The sequence below is a fragment of the Parabacteroides sp. AF48-14 genome, from assembly GCF_003477465.1.
Lineage (GTDB): Bacteria > Bacteroidota > Bacteroidia > Bacteroidales > Tannerellaceae > Parabacteroides > Parabacteroides acidifaciens.
This window is the reverse complement of sequence record NZ_QUDI01000069.1, coordinates 1-16032: the sequence shown is the minus strand read 5'-3', so window position 1 is coordinate 16032 and position 16032 is coordinate 1. Positions and strand designations below refer to the sequence as shown.

24 protein-coding genes and 2 pseudogenes are annotated in these 16032 nt (G+C 42.4%); 4 read left to right on the top strand and 22 right to left on the bottom strand.

The window, feature by feature from the left end:
• Nucleotides 1-114: 114 nt before the first annotated feature.
• Genes DW083_RS21025 through DW083_RS20940 form a run of 19 tightly spaced genes read right to left on the bottom strand, consistent with a single transcriptional unit; the run spans nucleotide 115 to nucleotide 10210 of the window.
• Nucleotides 115-336: a hypothetical protein gene (locus DW083_RS21025; protein ID WP_122333749.1), complete on the bottom strand. Its 222-nt coding sequence runs from the start codon at nucleotides 334-336 to the stop codon at nucleotides 115-117.
• A gap of 16 nt (nucleotides 337-352) precedes the next feature.
• Entirely contained in the window at nucleotides 353-505 is a 153-nt protein-coding gene (locus DW083_RS22175; RefSeq protein ID WP_158582150.1) for a hypothetical protein, read from the bottom strand.
• Nucleotides 506-511: 6 nt separating this feature from the next.
• Nucleotides 512-730 carry a hypothetical protein gene (locus DW083_RS21020; RefSeq protein WP_122333752.1) on the bottom strand — a complete coding sequence of 73 codons (219 nt, stop codon included), beginning with the start codon at nucleotides 728-730 and terminating at the stop codon, nucleotides 512-514.
• Between the two features lie 28 nt (nucleotides 731-758).
• Nucleotides 759-1598 (bottom strand): chromosome partitioning protein ParB, encoded by an 840-nt coding sequence (locus DW083_RS21015; protein ID WP_233552325.1) that lies wholly within the window; start codon nucleotides 1596-1598, stop codon nucleotides 759-761.
• Nucleotides 1591-2253 (bottom strand): class I SAM-dependent methyltransferase, encoded by a 663-nt coding sequence (locus tag DW083_RS21010; RefSeq protein ID WP_122333748.1) that lies wholly within the window; start codon nucleotides 2251-2253, stop codon nucleotides 1591-1593. Before DW083_RS21010 ends, DW083_RS21015 begins: the two co-directional genes overlap by 8 nt.
• Nucleotides 2250-2618: a hypothetical protein gene (locus tag DW083_RS21005; RefSeq protein WP_122333747.1), complete on the bottom strand. Its 369-nt coding sequence runs from the start codon at nucleotides 2616-2618 to the stop codon at nucleotides 2250-2252. The genes DW083_RS21010 and DW083_RS21005 overlap by 4 nt, the downstream gene beginning before the upstream one ends.
• Complete coding sequence (locus DW083_RS21000) at nucleotides 2615-2794, bottom strand: hypothetical protein (protein ID WP_122333746.1); 180 nt, start codon at nucleotides 2792-2794, stop codon at nucleotides 2615-2617. Before DW083_RS21000 ends, DW083_RS21005 begins: the two co-directional genes overlap by 4 nt.
• Nucleotides 2781-3239: a DUF4494 domain-containing protein gene (locus DW083_RS20995; protein ID WP_122333750.1), complete on the bottom strand. Its 459-nt coding sequence runs from the start codon at nucleotides 3237-3239 to the stop codon at nucleotides 2781-2783. The genes DW083_RS21000 and DW083_RS20995 overlap by 14 nt, the downstream gene beginning before the upstream one ends.
• 12 nt (nucleotides 3240-3251) lie before the next feature.
• Nucleotides 3252-3764 (bottom strand): hypothetical protein, encoded by a 513-nt coding sequence (locus tag DW083_RS20990; protein WP_122333745.1) that lies wholly within the window; start codon nucleotides 3762-3764, stop codon nucleotides 3252-3254.
• Entirely contained in the window at nucleotides 3761-4408 is a 648-nt protein-coding gene (locus DW083_RS20985; RefSeq protein ID WP_122333744.1) for a DUF3164 family protein, read from the bottom strand. The genes DW083_RS20990 and DW083_RS20985 overlap by 4 nt, the downstream gene beginning before the upstream one ends.
• Nucleotides 4405-4683, bottom strand: coding sequence for a hypothetical protein (locus tag DW083_RS20980; RefSeq protein ID WP_122333743.1), 279 nt, complete (start codon nucleotides 4681-4683; stop codon nucleotides 4405-4407). Before DW083_RS20980 ends, DW083_RS20985 begins: the two co-directional genes overlap by 4 nt.
• A 1-nt stretch (nucleotide 4684) precedes the next feature.
• The gene (locus DW083_RS20975) at nucleotides 4685-5200 is read right to left on the bottom strand and encodes a hypothetical protein (RefSeq protein WP_122333742.1); all 516 of its coding nucleotides are present in this window, start codon (nucleotides 5198-5200) and stop codon (nucleotides 4685-4687) included.
• A 2-nt stretch (nucleotides 5201-5202) separates the two neighbouring features.
• Nucleotides 5203-5853 (bottom strand): ATP-binding protein, encoded by a 651-nt coding sequence (locus tag DW083_RS20970; RefSeq protein ID WP_122333741.1) that lies wholly within the window; start codon nucleotides 5851-5853, stop codon nucleotides 5203-5205.
• 3 nt (nucleotides 5854-5856) lie between these two features.
• Nucleotides 5857-6789 carry an AAA family ATPase gene (locus DW083_RS20965; RefSeq protein ID WP_122333740.1) on the bottom strand — a complete coding sequence of 311 codons (933 nt, stop codon included), beginning with the start codon at nucleotides 6787-6789 and terminating at the stop codon, nucleotides 5857-5859.
• Nucleotides 6790-6803: 14 nt separating this feature from the next.
• On the bottom strand, nucleotides 6804-8957 hold the full coding sequence (locus DW083_RS20960) for a hypothetical protein (protein ID WP_122333739.1): 2154 nt from the start codon (nucleotides 8955-8957) through the stop codon (nucleotides 6804-6806).
• Between the two features lie 4 nt (nucleotides 8958-8961).
• The gene (locus tag DW083_RS20955; RefSeq protein ID WP_147382176.1) at nucleotides 8962-9204 is read right to left on the bottom strand and encodes a hypothetical protein; all 243 of its coding nucleotides are present in this window, start codon (nucleotides 9202-9204) and stop codon (nucleotides 8962-8964) included.
• Nucleotides 9201-9443: a hypothetical protein gene (locus tag DW083_RS20950; protein WP_122333737.1), complete on the bottom strand. Its 243-nt coding sequence runs from the start codon at nucleotides 9441-9443 to the stop codon at nucleotides 9201-9203. The genes DW083_RS20955 and DW083_RS20950 overlap by 4 nt, the downstream gene beginning before the upstream one ends.
• Before the next feature lie 10 nt (nucleotides 9444-9453).
• A complete protein-coding gene (locus tag DW083_RS20945; protein WP_122333736.1) occupies nucleotides 9454-9693 on the bottom strand; it encodes a hypothetical protein in 240 nt (79 codons plus the stop codon).
• A 1-nt stretch (nucleotide 9694) separates the two neighbouring features.
• Entirely contained in the window at nucleotides 9695-10210 is a 516-nt protein-coding gene (locus tag DW083_RS20940; RefSeq protein ID WP_147382175.1) for a hypothetical protein, read from the bottom strand.
• A gap of 97 nt (nucleotides 10211-10307) precedes the next feature.
• On the opposite strand from DW083_RS20940, the gene DW083_RS20935 reads away from it, so the two are divergent.
• On the top strand, nucleotides 10308-10754 hold the full coding sequence (locus DW083_RS20935) for a hypothetical protein (RefSeq protein WP_122333734.1): 447 nt from the start codon (nucleotides 10308-10310) through the stop codon (nucleotides 10752-10754).
• A gap of 8 nt (nucleotides 10755-10762) precedes the next feature.
• Entirely contained in the window at nucleotides 10763-11113 is a 351-nt protein-coding gene (locus tag DW083_RS20930; protein WP_122333733.1) for an ORF6C domain-containing protein, read from the top strand.
• A gap of 428 nt (nucleotides 11114-11541) precedes the next feature.
• Here DW083_RS20930 and DW083_RS20920 read toward each other — a convergent pair whose 3' ends face one another.
• On the bottom strand, nucleotides 11542-11904 hold the full coding sequence (locus DW083_RS20920; protein ID WP_122333731.1) for a hypothetical protein: 363 nt from the start codon (nucleotides 11902-11904) through the stop codon (nucleotides 11542-11544).
• Nucleotides 11905-12618: 714 nt separating this feature from the next.
• Between DW083_RS20920 and DW083_RS20915 the strand changes: the two are divergent.
• Nucleotides 12619-12819: pseudogene (locus DW083_RS20915) on the top strand (thioredoxin family protein); the annotation flags it as partial.
• A gap of 141 nt (nucleotides 12820-12960) precedes the next feature.
• Here DW083_RS20915 and DW083_RS20910 read toward each other — a convergent pair.
• Entirely contained in the window at nucleotides 12961-13512 is a 552-nt protein-coding gene (locus DW083_RS20910) for a 30S ribosomal protein S16 (RefSeq protein ID WP_115500515.1), read from the bottom strand.
• A gap of 151 nt (nucleotides 13513-13663) precedes the next feature.
• Here DW083_RS20910 and DW083_RS20905 point away from each other — a divergent pair.
• A pseudogene (locus tag DW083_RS20905) lies at nucleotides 13664-14604 on the top strand (glycoside hydrolase family 43 protein).
• Between the two features lie 9 nt (nucleotides 14605-14613).
• On the opposite strand, the gene DW083_RS20900 reads toward DW083_RS20905, so the two are convergent.
• Nucleotides 14614-15873: a serine hydrolase gene (locus tag DW083_RS20900; RefSeq protein WP_122333730.1), complete on the bottom strand. Its 1260-nt coding sequence runs from the start codon at nucleotides 15871-15873 to the stop codon at nucleotides 14614-14616.
• Between the last annotated feature and the right edge of the window lie 159 nt (nucleotides 15874-16032).

Genomic DNA, 16032 nt, shown 5'->3' with positions numbered 1-16032 from the left:
GTTGGTAGCAAATCGCAAGACCAAGCGTCCCACCCTAATTCTGAGAAAGCATCTCTAACAACTCCGCTATATTCACATGCTACTAATATTCTCATTTGATTCAGTATTTTTTATTTATGCGTTAAATCGTTCAATGCAAATTACTCTACTATCGAATAAGATGTAATACCGATTTTCTATATAAGTATTTATCAAAGCAAAATCCTCTTTATCTATCGAGGTTGTTTTTCCGCTTATTTTACCTACAATTTCAACAGGTGATACCCTTACCTCCTCAATCCATTCTAAGCTATTAAGCCAATCAATAATTTCAATGTCTGTTTTAAATTTATTCATGACTCATATTCTTTTTTTATTTTATAACCACATTCCAGCAACTACCTTCATACACTTCTGATACTGGTATGATATCACATAATTCGTTGTCGCAAGTATCAAGATCAATGTTTACTTCATAATCATCGTCAAACATTTCTAACTTTTGCTTTAATTCCTTTACTGTCATAACTCGTTATTTATTAGAGTTAAATGTCCGTTTTCTTCCTTCTCTATGTTGATAATAATCCAGCATGGATTGTTCCCTGGTCTTAAAAGTTCTACGTGATATTTTAATAAAGAACCATATTGCCAGGGAAAATACGACCAAAAACAAAAGTCCTCCTATTATCAAAAACAAGCGTATCAAGTCAGTAAATCCGGACTGGTTGAGATATTCTATCAAGTCTGCCATAATTTTCATGTCTTTTTAGATTTAAGGATTATTTGCCCAATGATTTAATTATATTCCGCTCTCTTTCGGATAATTCCCATATTATAATGTTATCCTTCTCTGCCGCTGCTTTCTCTGCCGCTGCTTTCTCTGCCGCTGCTTTCTCTGATAATAGATATCCAGAACCGAATATTGCCTTTTTATGCGTTTTTTGACTATCGAGCCCTCTTACATGATAAACATCTCTCTTTTTCAAGAGGCACGAAACCCCTCTCTCGACGCACCATTGCACAGCTGACACAGTTAGTACTTCATTGGGATATACATACTTCGGAAGATTAACATTTTTCGCTTCGTTTATCCTTTCCAGTTTTCTATAAAGATCAGGATCAGACATTACTATTATGTCCTCAAATAGGTTAGATATAAATGATGTCTTCACGTTTGCACCATTTTCATACACAATAGAAGCACCTACAACTATTCGAGTATAATCCATCCTTGGAGAAAATAATGTCAAATGAGGGGCAAATAGGAAAAATTTTATATTGTTCTCAATATAAAATTTGGCTATTTTCGATATAATGGAAAATGGAGGATTGTCTACGACTACGCATCCCTCCGGATAATCACAATTCTCATAGTCACCTCCTGGGAAGAATGGGCGCACTATTTCCGCTCCCTTTATATTGCACTTCTCTGAGACATAATTTAATACAACATTATAGACTTCAGCGGGTGTGTAACAATCATCTGTAGTTTTCTTTGCTTCAAATTTGCCCACAAACCCGTCATAATCATCAAACAATGTTTTTCCTTTATTTCTGGCCGTCAATGATGGCCTTATAAAGGATGCCTTATTACCAAATATATCTACTGATTCATTCATGACTCACTTCTATTATTTTAAACATATACAAATCATACCCATTATTATCTACGATGTAGTAATCTGGTTTTACAAGTTCGATCCAATGATCGACAGGTAATAAACGTTCATCACCGAAGGACGGGGATTCATATTTAGCTGTTGGTACATAGTGAGCTTGAAAGAGCACATTTTCATCATTGTATGTTTCGAGTATGGCTTCAACATCATCATCATCAAAATGTTCCAAAACGCCATGAGTAACTATAACCGTGTTAGGTTCATAGTATTTGGAAGAGGTTATATCTTCTCTCGAATAAAATGATGGTACTTTATCCAAATAATCACCCATTGAAACCCTTTTAGTGTTTCGCTGGCACAACCGGAGCATTTCACTATCTATATCTGTAAAAATTATTTTGCACACATCTTGCCAACGATCTTCCGACTGCATTCTTAAAGACTTAAACCAATACGGTTCCATCTTTGATATACTTCTTGAAATAGAACCTATGCCGCACCCTTCTTCTTTCAATATAATTGATGTAATACTCGGTTCGGCAAGTGTTTTTATTTTCAAAATGATCTCCGCAAGGAACTTCCCATATTTATTAATGAAAGCCTTGTCATAATCCGGGCTGCAAACCCTATCTTTGTAATAATCAGCCCATGTCATGCCTGCCCCTCCTTATACTTTCGTTCCTGCTCGGTGATATAATTGTATATCTCTGGCCAGGTTGGCAAGCCTCCGACTTGTTTGTCGTCAATGTAGCAATGAGCATATACTTTACGTGTGTCGTCACCATACATGGCAAGGCTCCGCGGTTCGTGAGCATTGATGCGGTCGAAGGGGATGCCTTGCTCCAGCATCCAATTGATAGCTGTCTCCAAGCGGTCGCCGCGGCGACAGGTCCATATAATAATATAATGGCCATCATCCTTCAACTTCTTCATTATGTCCACGGCATAGGGTTGCGGACCGTCAATATTAGGGAATACCCCCCGACACAATGTGCCGTCAAAATCTACTGCTATAATCATGATTGTTTGTTGTTTAATGTTACATACTCACTGTTGATCCATAATAACCCGTTCTTGTCTTCGATGGCTATTTCACGGGCACGAAGGTCTACCGATACTACATCGGTCTGTAGGTTGCCGATGGCGATCCGCATTCCAGATCGCCATTCGATTGTGTCAAACTCAGTTGCTGTCATCTTTCTTTTCTTCTTCGGGGGCAGTGTATGGGAAGACATCCATGAGTGCTGTTTCTTCAATTCCGATAACCGTATAGTCGGCCAAGGTATCTTTCATACCTTCTTCGAAATTGTCAAGAGCTTCTTTCAAATCAGAGGCCTGTACCAGCATTTTAGCGAGTGTACGTTTTTCGGCACCGCTCTTCTCATCCAACGTAATGAAATAGAGGCGGACCTTATAAAAACGATCGCCGTTATCATTAAAGAATGTTTCTGAAAAATGTGCCCGCTTTATATCTGCGATAGTAAATTCACCGGAAATGAACGGCTTTATCTCTTCTGTTATCCGGGCTTCCGCTTCGGTGTACGATAAAGCGTCGACCAAGTAGGGTTCTGTTACTTTCTTTTGCATTCCATTCTCCAGCACTTTTTCGAAGGAGACTTTACATGTAAACCAGTTGTGCATCATAATGATTTGTTATTTAAATAATGTAGGTTCTTTAGATTCTTTTATGTATTCCAGGACTATGTAGTCCATCAATTGAGTATCCCAGTTGATTCCGGGACGGTTACGATAGCATGCTTTAAGCAGGCGGCGGAGATCATCCGGGAGCATGGCTGCATCGAGCTTTGCCATCGGGAGGTTGATCTGATCCAGCCGGATCGTAGCTGCATGCACGATCTTCGCATTGCCTTTCCACACACCTTTCAGATAGATTTGCTTGATCGCCCCAATCGCATTTTTAGTCGGAGCATGCAGGCAGATCGTGGTAAAGCAGTTACAATTCAGTTTGTTATTGTAGTTCTCGTTGAACTCCATTCGTTCATCCATAACGCGATAATATTTGCCGTTTTGTTGTTTGCACTTGAAGCAATAAACCATCCATTTACCTTCCTTCTTGTCCACCCTACACACGGTATAGCGGAAACCACAAGGGCAGACGTATATCCAGCGGCCGGGGGTGAGGGTAACGGACTTAATCATTTTCATTCGATTGCGCTCATGGATAGCGGCAACGTGTGTTCCTTCCCGTTCTCATCGCGGGTGACGACCTCGATGAACTGGCAGGTCGGGACGGGGCGATAGGAGTCTTTGATGATGCGGATACCGTCCAGAAATTCGACATCGCCGGACTTTTCCGCCAGACGTTCCAGTTCCAGCACCTTTTGCGCCTTCAGGTTGCCTTTGCGGTCCTTGGACAGCAGGTTCATGATCGTGTCGACCAAAGCTGCGCTCTCTTCGTCTTTAGCGAGCGTGTGGAGGTAGGCTTTGACCTTTTCCACCCCAACGTTTACGGTGTCGTCCCAGCCTTCATTTACGCGGTTGCCGATACGGATAGTCTTGCTACCATCGGACGTGGAGAGCGTGTCGCTCTTTCGGTCGCTTTTAACGTTGAACAGTTCGTTCTTCATCTGGATAATAGTTGCGCTCGATGCGAATATATCAGCCTTGGCATTCATCATGATAGAGGATACATTTTGCAGTTTTTTGACCGTTTCTTCGACCCAACCATCCACAAGCGACTTGTAGTTCTCACGTTCCTGCTGTACACGCGCCTTTTCGGCTTTCTCTTCCGCTTCAAGCTGCCGGCGTAGTTCGGCTTTTTGCTCTTTTGATAATTCTTCGATGTTCATACTGTTTGATTTTTAAATGATTTATTACGTTTGTTGATATTGTTCAATCTGCTCCATTCATTCCGGAGGATGTTCAGATCATGTTCCAATTTGTCAATTTCTTCGCTCCATTCATTCAGAAGCCTGCGTTGTGCCGTCATATCCTGCCAGGGACGCGAGATCATTGTCTCTGCCAGGAAGTCGCTGTCCGATGTTAGCATCTCAATCCGCCGTTTCAGGCGGTTTGCCCGTTCCTCTATGTCCGAGAGGCGTTGGGCGATAGGGATTATTGCCATATCAATTCCTTTCGGCGATAGCCTGTTCTTTACGTTGTTTCTTCAGGATATTGTCGCAATAGGAACAAATAGCTTTAAAAAGCTCTGGAAGTTCGTCCAAAGAGATTGCCGGAAGTACACGCCCCCGGCTAATAGGGAGACCTCGGATATGCCGGTTGACATCATCATATCCGTTGTTCGTGCTAACACCTATACGGGAAAGCTGTTTGAATATCCGGTGATACCAGTCTTTACGGACAGCTTTCTCGTTAAGTTCCGCTTTCAGGCGATCCGTATCAGTAGCCACGTTGACCTGTCTTTTCAAATCGGCCAGTAACTCGTTATACTCTGCATCGGTCAGAGAGGACAATCCTACACGACGTCCGTGAGCTACCCCATATTTTCCGATCAGGAAACTTTCAATAACACCGCCCTTGATTGTTTCTACTTCCGCCGGGTCGTAGCCGGGAATGCGTTTTAGGTAACCGTAAAAGAGGCCAGTGTTGCGACTTTTATAGGTGCGTTTTTTTGTTGTCATATCTATTCCTCCATATTTGATTTATATAATTGATCACCCCAATAAAGCGATGCCCTTTCTTCCCAAATGACAAAGGGCTTATGTTCCTGTCCTTTGTCCAGGTAGCGACTTTTAGCATCTGCCCGAAAGCCTTCTACATATATTTTGCATCCACTGTCGTACATTACCTTTTCTGCCACTTTGCCATCCGGATTGCTGCCTTTTGCATGTGAGATAAAGACAAACAGCTTGCCTGGATGTTTCTGTCGGAGCCGCTTGTATTGGGTGTAGTTCATACCAGTATATTGGATAGAATCTATCAACACAATATCCCAACTTTTACGCATCGTTAGCTTTTCACTTAGCTCTTCCATCGGCATTTGGTCGAGTAGCACCAGTTTTCCGCTAACCTCCATCATGTTCACATCCTCGAAAGAGCGTTGAAGGGAAAGGCTGTCACCTTCTTCCAGGCTATTGTAGGCTACCCGCCCGAAGTTGGTCAGGTATTTACACAAACGACAGGCGAAACTCGTTTTTCCGCTACCGCTCGCACCCCAGATAATCCATGATCCTTTGAGAGCCGGACGTCCAAGCAGGTCGTACCATGCACCCTCGAAGTCCATGCTTTTCTTTTTACTGGATAAAAATTGTTGAACGCCTAATATCTTAGCCATGCCTTAATACTGATTAAATTGGTTGGCCATTTGTTCCCGTTTCACCAATCGCATCAAACGGCGCAGGTCCTCACAGAAGAACACGTGCTTTTCCTTTGTCTCACCCTTCTTGTTCTGAACCTTGACCAAACGTTTTACTTTGTCGACTTCGCTCCAAATGCGATCCACGGCATCTTCATCCAGCCCGTTCGCTTGGCCGATAGCTTTAACGTCGGCTTCCGTTGCCCCGGGAAGCTCAATATAGGACCGCCCCAGACGGCTGTCTATTTCATCATAACCCTTCGTATTGTTACGCACACCGCGAGCAATCTCTTTATGGAGATTCTCCGTACCGGCCAAGACACATCCCAGGCGGTGCTCCGTGCGATTGTACAGCGGGATCAGTTTACGAAACGCGGCAGGTTTCAGCTTATCCGCTTCGTCAATGATCAGGATCGGTCTGTTTGCAGCCATCCCGTTCAAATATTCAGTGATCATTTTCAGTAAGGTTGGAATATCCGTGTAACCCCGTTTAGGTATGCCACAGGTACGTTCAGCCAATTCCAACAGGAATTGGCGGGAGTTCCATTCCTCGGCTTGGATAAAGATCACACTTCCCGTCAGATCGGAATTGAACAGATGCTCCAGCGTTTGCGTTTTGCCGCTACCGGCTTTGTTACTGATCGCCATCCACATGCTTTGCTGTTTGCAGGAACGGAATACGAACTCTATCTTTTGATAGTTTTTGATCGTTGTCACTACCTGCCATCCGTCCTCCTGATATCCGAGGGCAATAGCGATACGTTTGTCCATCTCGGTTGTATCGGCACCATACTTACCGTTCATCCACTGGCTTATAGCCGTGCTACTGATTCCACATTTTTCAGCTACTTTATTCTGCGAGCCAAGGCGCGTGATCCAGTCGCCTACATGCTTCATTAATCCGTTTCTATTCATATATTAAATGCTGTTTAAAATTCGTTTAAATAGTCCTGTTCTCCACTCACGAAATCAAAATCGTCGTCCTCCACGAACTCCGCTTGCTTTACTGGTAACGTTTTCGCCCTCTTCCGCCCGGAAACCTCGTTGCGGACATCTTTGTGTCGTCCGAGGCTGTCGGTAATCACATGGGCGGTGAGCGTGTCTTTTAGTTGGTCTGCGTTTTCCTCAAAAAAGTCCCGAACAATATCACCGGATTCTTTACGTTTCTGAATGATGGTGTCTATCATTTCTTTGTTATGCATTCTGACACGCATCAGTTCGTCCATATCACCGTCTTTACGATCCATCAAAGCCATAGGCTGTTCGTATTTCCGCTCCAATAGGAAACGGATGGTTCCCTCTTTAGGCTCTTTCGCCGTACCTACGTTCTCGATGGCCATTACCTCATTCATGTCCGCCGGATTATACTTCAGGAAGAAGGTGGCATGTCCGTAATTGCGGAACTCAGGATCGAAGCAATCATACCAAAATTTCATATTGTCTATCTGGAGACGTACCCCGTCACCGTTTATTTTGCGCGGAGCCGCCGTCTCTCCGAAGGCGTATAAGAAATCTTTCTTATCGAAGGCCAAATGCTTTTCCTGAGGCATGTCTATCCATTTGTTGATGAAATCTTCTCGCTTTACATTTCGGTCGAACTCGATCATTTTTTCTAACTGTGCGCAACAACCGGCGTAATCAGGGAAACTGCGTTTATGCGCCTCGATCCAGTCGTCGCTCACCTGTATGCGGCTCCGGCTTTTCACGCCGTGGCCACTACTGTTAGGAAGCAGGCGGAGGTATTTGCGGTTGAACCAGTTAAAAAAAGGCTCTATGATTTTTGCCTTCGCGTTGCCTACGGCTGCCGGTGTATAATAGTGGGTGCAAGCCTCGTAGAACGACTTCAGGTTACCACGTCCGTAGTTATCGGTCTGGATTTGCCAGGGCTTAAAGTAAGCCCCGAACAGTTCGTGCACATGCTCGAAGGCATTACGGAAGGCTTGGCGGATCAGTGCGGACGATTCGTGCGTACCGATCGCGTAACCAATGATGTATTTGTTGAACGGGTCGACGATGGCAACTACTGTAGGGCGATGGTGGTAAGTCGTGATGCTCCGTCCTGTCGATTTGTCGATGCCACGGCTCTGATAGAACAACTCTGTATCCCAACCATCCACACACCAGAAATACATCGGGCAAGTGGGCTTTGTACGTTTTACCTGCATCAGCCTCTCATTGGCCAGTGCCTTCTTTCCGTGCCGTCCGGCAAAACATTCCGAGTGCTCCTTGCGGTAATTGGCGATTGTGCTACCGCAGACCGTCTTCCACCCCATCCGCACGGCGACAGCGTTGAACAATTTTGCAACGGTCTCGTTGTCGATATTACGCCCGTCACCCAATAATTCCGCAATCAATGCGTCCTGTTCGGGAAGTATATTGTGCCGAGCGTTCTTATTGCCATGCTTGGCAGAGATCAATGCGATATAACCGCCTTCTTTATATTTTTCGACAACCCGCTTTAATGACAGATGATTTTTAGGCAAACGGCATCCTATTTCCTCCTGAATGCCTTGCAAATCCCGGCTTATCTCCGGCCATACGCGGTTGAAGGGTTTGCCGTACGATTTGATACATAATATCCGGTTGTTGGACAGATTGATGATGCTGTTTAGTGCTGACGCGTTCATCGTATATAATTCGATGTGTTCCGGCTTAAGATGTTCGTTGCCTCCTTCGTCCAGCGTATGATCCTGGTAGAACTTCTCGGCCACCAGGTCGCGGACAATCATGTTTTTCAACACATACTTTTTAGTATTACTTTCCGGATCGCCATATTTGGCAACTACCTTTTCTTTGATCCGATCTGGAAGGGAATTGTAGGCTACAAGAGCAGGGGTACCGTAACAGGCACGACGAAGAACACGGAACTTTTGTTCTTTTTTGTAATATTTAAAGTTAGAATCTGACATGATCGGACGCTTCAAAGAATCTGCATCCATCGGATCACCGCCTGTTAGCTCTGCATAAGAGATACATAATATGTTGTTGTAGTATTCCATATTTGTCAATATCTTTTCATTATTGTTCCCCGTGGTGGAGTCGAACCACCAACCATCGGACCATCCGGGGACTACTAATTTCAATTATTTATCCTTCGTCTGATAACCAGTCTATAAACTGTTCGAATCTTCTTTGTGCCCGCGAAGGGATGTTCAGCATTAAGATACACCAAGTGGCTGCCGTGACCAGCATCGCCCATACCTGCCAGGGAATCTCCGTTCCACTGTCCATACACCACTCGATCGTCTGGCAGCCGGCCAGTACGAAAACCGCCATCAACAACCACATCAATAAAACTATGACAAACGCCAATACCCTGATCGTTTTCATACTAAGCCCTCCTGATACCACGATTCAACCGCCAGATCGGCATCCATCCGCCGCGCTTCCAATCCGTTTTCCAGCATCAATTCATACACCATGTCAACCAGTGTCCCTTTATCCATCCGTGCCGAATAATCAGCCCCGTACACTCCCATAATCGTCCATATCGCCCGCTGTGCGCTATATTTCACAGCCTCCCGTGCCCGCTTCTTGCACTCCCGCCAGTCTTTACAGTCTCGTACCATGATCTTCTCCTTATTCTTTAATTGTTTTCACCACATTCCCTTTTGCGTCCAAAACCTTGACTGGCTTGCTGATCTCTTTTTCCTCGAGTAGAATGCCACCATGTTGCAAAGCCATCTCACGTATAGTTTTCGATAGTGGACTGTTTCGTTTAAAACTCAATGCCATACTCAGCGCTGCAGAGGTGACACCCAACTTTTTGGCTATTATACGGCGCATCTCTGTGTCTTTTAATTCTATTCTTCTTACCATATCAATGATTGTTTACCAGTTTGTCTATTAATGAAAGGCGCAGTTCCTTTTCGTCAATCTTTGCCACATCAGCCAAAATTCCAACAAGGCGCTCCTGCGTCAAGCGATTATGTCGGCGTTTCTCAGGTTCCGGCCAAAGGGAAAGCTGTTCAGCTTTCACGGCTTGTTCGCTTGTGAAGATTACTAAATCTTCTGCCCAGTCGCGGAAAAGTTTGGCACGTTCCGATTTGATGAAGAAGCCAAGGCGAACTATACCGCGTTTAGTCCAAAGGGTTTGTTTATTTGGTATGTAATTGCCTGATTCACACCCTGCGTTGGTTTTTCCAACGCATGTAATAAAGTGTTTTCCGTCTATTAGTTCATCTAAATGATCATGCTTGTGGGACCTTAATGTCGCTGCACTAATTCCAAATCCTTTTGCAACTTCTGCTGTTGTCATTAAAAACTCATGTTCCTTGTTCGGTTCAACCATCACTATCAGGTTCTCCGCCACTGTGAATTGCTTTTCTTTTTCCATATCTAATATGTTTAAAATTTGCCTATCTTTACGGCGTGTTAAATACTTACACAATGCAATATTACTAAGATTATCGCAAACAGCAAAATATTTTACTATGATTTTAGCAAACACAAAATACAGGATTTTACATTATATTGATAGTAAGGGGATTAGCAAGTCATCTTTTTATGAAAGTACCGGAATAAAACGAGGCCTATTAGATAAGGACAAGATGAATTCTACTGTAACTGATGTTTTTATTGCTAAGATTTTAGCAGTATACACGGATTTAAATGCTGACTGGTTGCTGACTGGCCGCGGCTCGATGTTGAAATCAAATGGATCTTCTGTAAACAATCAATCTATAAAAGGTGATGGGAATAATATGATTGGTGGGAATGGAGCTATCTCTGTTGATGACAAAGATTCCCAGCAGTCAAGTCTCATTATAGCTGAATACAATGAACGACTAAAAAAACAAGAACTTTATATACAAAGTCTACTTGAAGAGCAGAAATCTTTACATCAGCAAATCAGCAAATTGATAGATAAACTTAAATAAAATAAGCCATGGAAAAGAACAAACAACAAATCGAAGGGAATAACAATATACAGATTGGTGTTAATCATGGAGACATCATTCATACAGAAAAAGTTATTAGAAAAACAAATGCAGTACCTAACCCGGAAATTCATATTTCGGAAGAACAAGCGTTTGTTATTCAGCAAAAAGTCAATGATTTAGTAGACTTGATTTGTAAGGTAAAAGATGTTGAAAGAAAAAATGCATATATCGAAGTATATGGTGGACTCAAACGTCACTTTAAAGTTACAGGATATAAGTTCCTATCCAAAGATAAATTTGAAGATGCTATACGATATTTGGAACAGCTGAAAGTAATCAAATATCGTCCAAACTAAGAACCTCTGATAATGAGGAATATAGAAAACAATATTATAAGTCTATCCATTCCAAGGCAAATGAACTAAATCTTTCTCATGAAGAATTGTATCAGTTTATCAACGACTATCTAAACCCCAAAAAGGAAATACAGTCTTTGAAAGAACTTAGTGATACTCGGTTAAAGAAAATTTATACAAAACTATTTTCTATGAAGTAAATACAGCAGCCTACAATAGTGGATCAGGATCTGCAGCGATAATTTTTTTAATATCCGGGATTGTCAGGAAGAAAGCTCTTTCTGACATTCTTTTCAATATTTCCTCTTCAGGCAAGTCGCTCAATAGCTTGAGAAAATGGAAGCAATCACACAACCTTTGGTTGCGCAATCTGATTAATTCAGGTGATCTATCTTTACTCATATCTATTTGTGGCAATTAAAACAAATTTAATACCATCTTGCTACATATTCTTTATGATTTATAAGGTCAACAGCCTTAAATTCAGGAGCATAATCCCATGCAATGACGGCAGATTTGAGGGCGTGATCTATATATGGGAAACGAAATTCATTAGACTCCGATCGATAGGTAAAATGACCGATTTCTATGTTCCCGGAATTACACCACATGGCAAGAACTTTTGAACCATCTTTTGGGCGCTCATCAGGCTTTTTCCACATGACGGCTCCGATAAAAGGGGTATTAAACGTACCCTCTTGTAAAATAGGACAACCTTCAAACTCCTCTTCGTCACGATTGTGGCAAAACTGATTATTACATCTGACATTGTGATATATACATCCCATCATATTACCTCCTCCTATGTCTAAACCATATTAAAACGTTCATATTTTACCTCAAAAATACACAAATAAATTGATTATCAAGTATATATAAGCTTATTTTATCATCCACAAGCACATATATATTGGAAATATCCCCCTTTGAAAGCAAGCAAATATCCTGTATATAACATCAATTAACCACATATCCCCACCGTTCAGAGCCAATATTTTCAAAAATACTATCCCCAACACTATCCCCAACACTAACCCCAATCTGTAAAAACAAGCGAAAAACAGGAAAAATGATGTATCGTGTGTGGTATATGGAAAAAGGAAACATCATTTGTCCATAGAGAGCTTTTAAGATGCCGGTATAGTCTTTTAGTGGATAGTGACTATCTATTCTACTTGCCAACAGGCAAAAGGATGTATATGGCCCAGAAGCCTTATACAGACAAAGAAACAGCCTCGGACATAGAAGTTATCCAAGGCTCAAATAAGTTGCCGGAAATAGCCTTATCAGGCTTTTAGGGGAAAAGCGATTCTTACAGACAAGAATGCGCAATTTTTAGAAACCAATGGGAAAGAACTTCCCATTTTTCGATCACTTTTTATTCAGGAATGGGTAGCAAATGGGAAGTGATGTGAACTTTTCGTTTTCCAGAGCCATTTATATTATTACCTGTATATCAATATTTTACAGTATTAAATATTTACTTTTCATTCTCTCTTTCATAACTGGCAGCGCAGTATAAGGACGACATTATTATCTATAAGATTAATGTGGATAATGAAAAAGAATTGGCGGCTGCATTCGGCATCCAGAGTATACCGACTTTGCTGTTTATCCCCAAGAATGGTAAGCCGCAGCTTGCTCAGGGAGCTTTGTCGAAAGAGCAGTTTGTGGAACAAATCGACAATTTCTTGTTGAAGAAGTAAAGTATATCTCTTTGAAGATAATTGCATAGCGCCTGGTTCTCTTTGTAGGGCCAGGCGTTTTTTTGTGTAGGAGAGAGGCGGCGGGCAATAAAAAAGAGGGCACCTTAGGGGTGTCCTCTTTTTATTTTGGCTCGGCACGAATTATTCAGCGCTTTCTGCTGCTGCAGGAGCTTCTTCTGCCGGAGCGGCAGCAGCTGCTTCTTCAGCTTGCTTAGCAGCTTCAGCGGCTGCCAATTCTGCTTTCTTTTTAGCAACGATTTCTGCTTTTGCCTTGTTTGCTTCTTTTTCGGCTTCCAGACGAGCTTTTTCTGCAGCTTTTGCAGCTTCGCTGTCTTTCTCTTTTATAGCCTGAGTAGAAGCTTGTTTGTTCTTCAACCAAGCCTGAAACTTAGTTTCAGCTGTTGCTTCGTCGAATGCACCTTTCTTAACGCCTTCCAGTAAGTGCTTTTTCATGCAAACGCCTTCACGGGAAAGGATATTACGAGTGGTGTCTGTAGGTTGTGCACCTACCTGTAACCAATACAAAGCTCTTTCGAAGTTCAAATCTACTGTAGCAGGATTAGTGTTCGGATTATAAGAACCTATCCTTTCAATAAACTTTCCATCACGTGGAGCCCTGCTGTCTGCGACTACGATCTGATAAAAAGCGTAGCTTTTACGACCGTGTCTCTGCAATCTAATTTTTGTTGCCATGTTTGAAATAATTAATTTAAGCTGTTTGTATTAGCGGGTGCAAAGATATGAATTTCCGGATAGAAAACAAATAGATCGGGAAAGAAAATAATTGCGTATTTTTGTAGCGGATGCAAAAATACACAATTGCCTAATAATAAACGAATACATTATGAATACAAATATACTGAAAAAGATAATCTTTACATTGCTGTGGACTCTGTATGTGAGTGTTTCCGCCTTAGGGGAAGAAACGGTTTCTACAGTCCTGCCGATTGCCGATCCTTATATCTTGTGTTATAAAGATATGTATTATGCCTACGGAACTTCAAGGGGGGACGGTTTCGAGGTCTATTGTTCGAACGATCTGAAATCATGGAAGCGGTCTGCAAACCTGGCTTTGAGCAAGGATGATTCGTATGGAGACAAGTGGTTCTGGGCGCCGGAGGTTTACTATGTCGAGAAATACAAGAAATTTTATATGTATTATTCGGTGGAAGAACATGTTTGTGTCGCGACGTCCGATTCCCCTTTAGGTCCCTTCGTGCAGGACGAAAAACGACCTATCCGTGAAGAGAAGGGGATCGATACTTCTGTCTTGTTCGATGAAGACGGGAAGGCTTACCTTTATTTCGTCCGTTTTACGAATGGCAATGTGATCTGGTGCGCGGAGCTGAAAGACAACCTGAAAGAAATAAAGGAAGAGACACTGACGCAATGCATCGAGCGACCGAGCCATGGGAAACAGTGTTCGGAAAGGTTGCAGAAGGACCTTCACCACTTAAACTAAACGGTGTTTATTACTTGCTCTATTCAGCCAATGATTTCAGAAGCCAGGATTATGCGGTCGGTTATGCCACTTCCGCATCGCCCTTCGGCCCGTGGAAGAAATACGCGGGAAATCCCTTGTTGCACAAAGTGGAAAACCTTGTCGGCACAGGGCACGGCGCTCCGTTTGTGGACAGAAATGGGAAATATCGTTATGTCTTTCACGCGCATAAAAGCCAGACGGAGGTCAATCAGCGGAATACATATATTATCGATATGTCTTTTTCTGACAAAAACGGAGTCTCGATCGGCGGCAATCTGATTCGACCGGTAGTCGTAGAATAAGCTTCCGCCTTATAGTTTATTGACTAACTCATCTGCAATAAAACCGAGCTCTACATCTCCGATTTCTCCTATTCGTACGACTACAACTTTTTTGTCAGGATCTACGTATAAGACTTGCTTCATATATCCCATGGCATAAAAGGCATTTGTATATGCGAGGACGCACCATTTCCCATTTCTCTGCTTTTTTATGTCGTAATAGTCGTATTTTGTTTGCTGCATAGCTTTTTCTGCACTGATTGAATCCGGAAAATAGGGCCCGTCTTTGGTGTAATACCATTCATCCATGCTATACCATTGATATTGATAGCCTTCATTGTTGACATTAGGCGTGGTGGATTTCTTTATCCAATCGGGATTGATAATTTGTTTTCCATTCCATTTTCCCTTGTTCAGGTAAAGTTGTCCGATCTTGGCCAGGTCGATAGCCGTCAGGTTCAGTCCTTGATAGGCTTTGGCCGAACGATGTTTCTCGTCGTCGAGGCTCCAGGTGGCATCATGCTCCATGCCTAATGGAATCCATATTTTCTCTTCCAGGTATTTACCCAATTCTTTACCTGTTGCCTTTTCCAGGACGATACCTAATAGGGCGGTGGTTACGCTTTGATACTCATATACGCTGCCCGGTTCGTGGGCGAATTTCATTTTTTTTATTTGTCCCAATTGGTTTTTACCGTAATATAGCTTTGCCATTTTGGAAAAACGGCTGCCATAATTTTCATTGAACTTCAGTCCGGAACGCATATTCAACAAGTCTTCAATCGTCAGCCTCTGAAATTTGGCATCACCGCTCAACAGTTCGGGTACATATTTCGTGACAGGGTCCGTAACGCTTTGTATATAACCGTCTTCAATGGCTAATCCGGTCAATAGGGATGTTACTGATTTTGAGATGGAGAAAACGTTCATCAGCTGGTTGCGGTTGTAACCGTTATAGTATTTTTCAAATAAGACGGAGTCATTCCTTATGACAACAAAAGCGGCTGTCCGGGTCGATTGCAAGTAGGTGTCTAAAGGTAAATCGACTGTATCTCTGTCTCTGCCTTGACCTCTTACTAATAGCTGGCTAATGTCGTTATTGCCGCATGGTTTAAAATGATAGATGGAATCCCCATGATGGATTGCGGTATAAGGGAATTGGGTATAATCGTTGATAGTCGGGTATTTATAGAATATCCCGCATGATGAAAGCAGGGCAACGGCAAGGCCGATAGAGCCAAGAGCGCAGATTGTCCTTTGTTTGGATTTAATGTAACTGTTGAATTTCATGTTGTCGTGTTTAGTAGTTCTTTGTTTGTATAATATACAAAAAATGTGCCAATGTGTTTAAGGCGTTGGTTATCAATTGGAATAGGTCTGTCAGCGTGGTCGCTAACTGTCAAAATTTTTTAGACAACGGTGTCTAATTTGACATATTGAAGCAAGAAA

Excerpts from the sequence above, each read along its gene's own strand:
- DW083_RS20940 (WP_147382175.1), bottom strand. The coding sequence starts at position 10,210 with ATGGAAAAAGAAAAGCAATTCACAGTGGCGGAGAACCTGATAGTGATG.
- DW083_RS21010 (WP_122333748.1), bottom strand. The coding sequence starts at position 2,253 with ATGACATGGGCTGATTATTACAAAGATAGGGTTTGCAGCCCGGATTAT.
- DW083_RS20990 (WP_122333745.1), bottom strand. The coding sequence starts at position 3,764 with ATGAAAATGATTAAGTCCGTTACCCTCACCCCCGGCCGCTGGATATAC.
- DW083_RS20975 (WP_122333742.1), bottom strand. The coding sequence starts at position 5,200 with ATGACAACAAAAAAACGCACCTATAAAAGTCGCAACACTGGCCTCTTT.
- DW083_RS20910 (WP_115500515.1), bottom strand. The coding sequence starts at position 13,512 with ATGGCAACAAAAATTAGATTGCAGAGACACGGTCGTAAAAGCTACGCT.
- DW083_RS20945 (WP_122333736.1), bottom strand. The coding sequence starts at position 9,693 with ATGGTAAGAAGAATAGAATTAAAAGACACAGAGATGCGCCGTATAATA.
- DW083_RS22175 (WP_158582150.1), bottom strand. The coding sequence starts at position 505 with ATGACAGTAAAGGAATTAAAGCAAAAGTTAGAAATGTTTGACGATGAT.
- DW083_RS21025 (WP_122333749.1), bottom strand. The coding sequence starts at position 336 with ATGAATAAATTTAAAACAGACATTGAAATTATTGATTGGCTTAATAGC.
- DW083_RS21020 (WP_122333752.1), bottom strand. The coding sequence starts at position 730 with ATGGCAGACTTGATAGAATATCTCAACCAGTCCGGATTTACTGACTTG.
- DW083_RS20930 (WP_122333733.1), top strand. The coding sequence starts at position 10,763 with ATGGAAAAGAACAAACAACAAATCGAAGGGAATAACAATATACAGATT.
- DW083_RS20920 (WP_122333731.1), bottom strand. The coding sequence starts at position 11,904 with ATGATGGGATGTATATATCACAATGTCAGATGTAATAATCAGTTTTGC.
- DW083_RS20965 (WP_122333740.1), bottom strand. The coding sequence starts at position 6,789 with ATGAATAGAAACGGATTAATGAAGCATGTAGGCGACTGGATCACGCGC.
- DW083_RS20900 (WP_122333730.1), bottom strand. The coding sequence starts at position 15,873 with ATGAAATTCAACAGTTACATTAAATCCAAACAAAGGACAATCTGCGCT.
- DW083_RS20995 (WP_122333750.1), bottom strand. The coding sequence starts at position 3,239 with ATGCACAACTGGTTTACATGTAAAGTCTCCTTCGAAAAAGTGCTGGAG.
- DW083_RS20935 (WP_122333734.1), top strand. The coding sequence starts at position 10,308 with ATGATTTTAGCAAACACAAAATACAGGATTTTACATTATATTGATAGT.
- DW083_RS21000 (WP_122333746.1), bottom strand. The coding sequence starts at position 2,794 with ATGACAGCAACTGAGTTTGACACAATCGAATGGCGATCTGGAATGCGG.
- DW083_RS20955 (WP_147382176.1), bottom strand. The coding sequence starts at position 9,204 with ATGAAAACGATCAGGGTATTGGCGTTTGTCATAGTTTTATTGATGTGG.
- DW083_RS20970 (WP_122333741.1), bottom strand. The coding sequence starts at position 5,853 with ATGGCTAAGATATTAGGCGTTCAACAATTTTTATCCAGTAAAAAGAAA.
- DW083_RS20950 (WP_122333737.1), bottom strand. The coding sequence starts at position 9,443 with ATGGTACGAGACTGTAAAGACTGGCGGGAGTGCAAGAAGCGGGCACGG.
- DW083_RS21015 (WP_233552325.1), bottom strand. The coding sequence starts at position 1,598 with ATGAATGAATCAGTAGATATATTTGGTAATAAGGCATCCTTTATAAGG.
- DW083_RS21005 (WP_122333747.1), bottom strand. The coding sequence starts at position 2,618 with ATGATTATAGCAGTAGATTTTGACGGCACATTGTGTCGGGGGGTATTC.
- DW083_RS20980 (WP_122333743.1), bottom strand. The coding sequence starts at position 4,683 with ATGGCAATAATCCCTATCGCCCAACGCCTCTCGGACATAGAGGAACGG.
- DW083_RS20985 (WP_122333744.1), bottom strand. The coding sequence starts at position 4,408 with ATGAACATCGAAGAATTATCAAAAGAGCAAAAAGCCGAACTACGCCGG.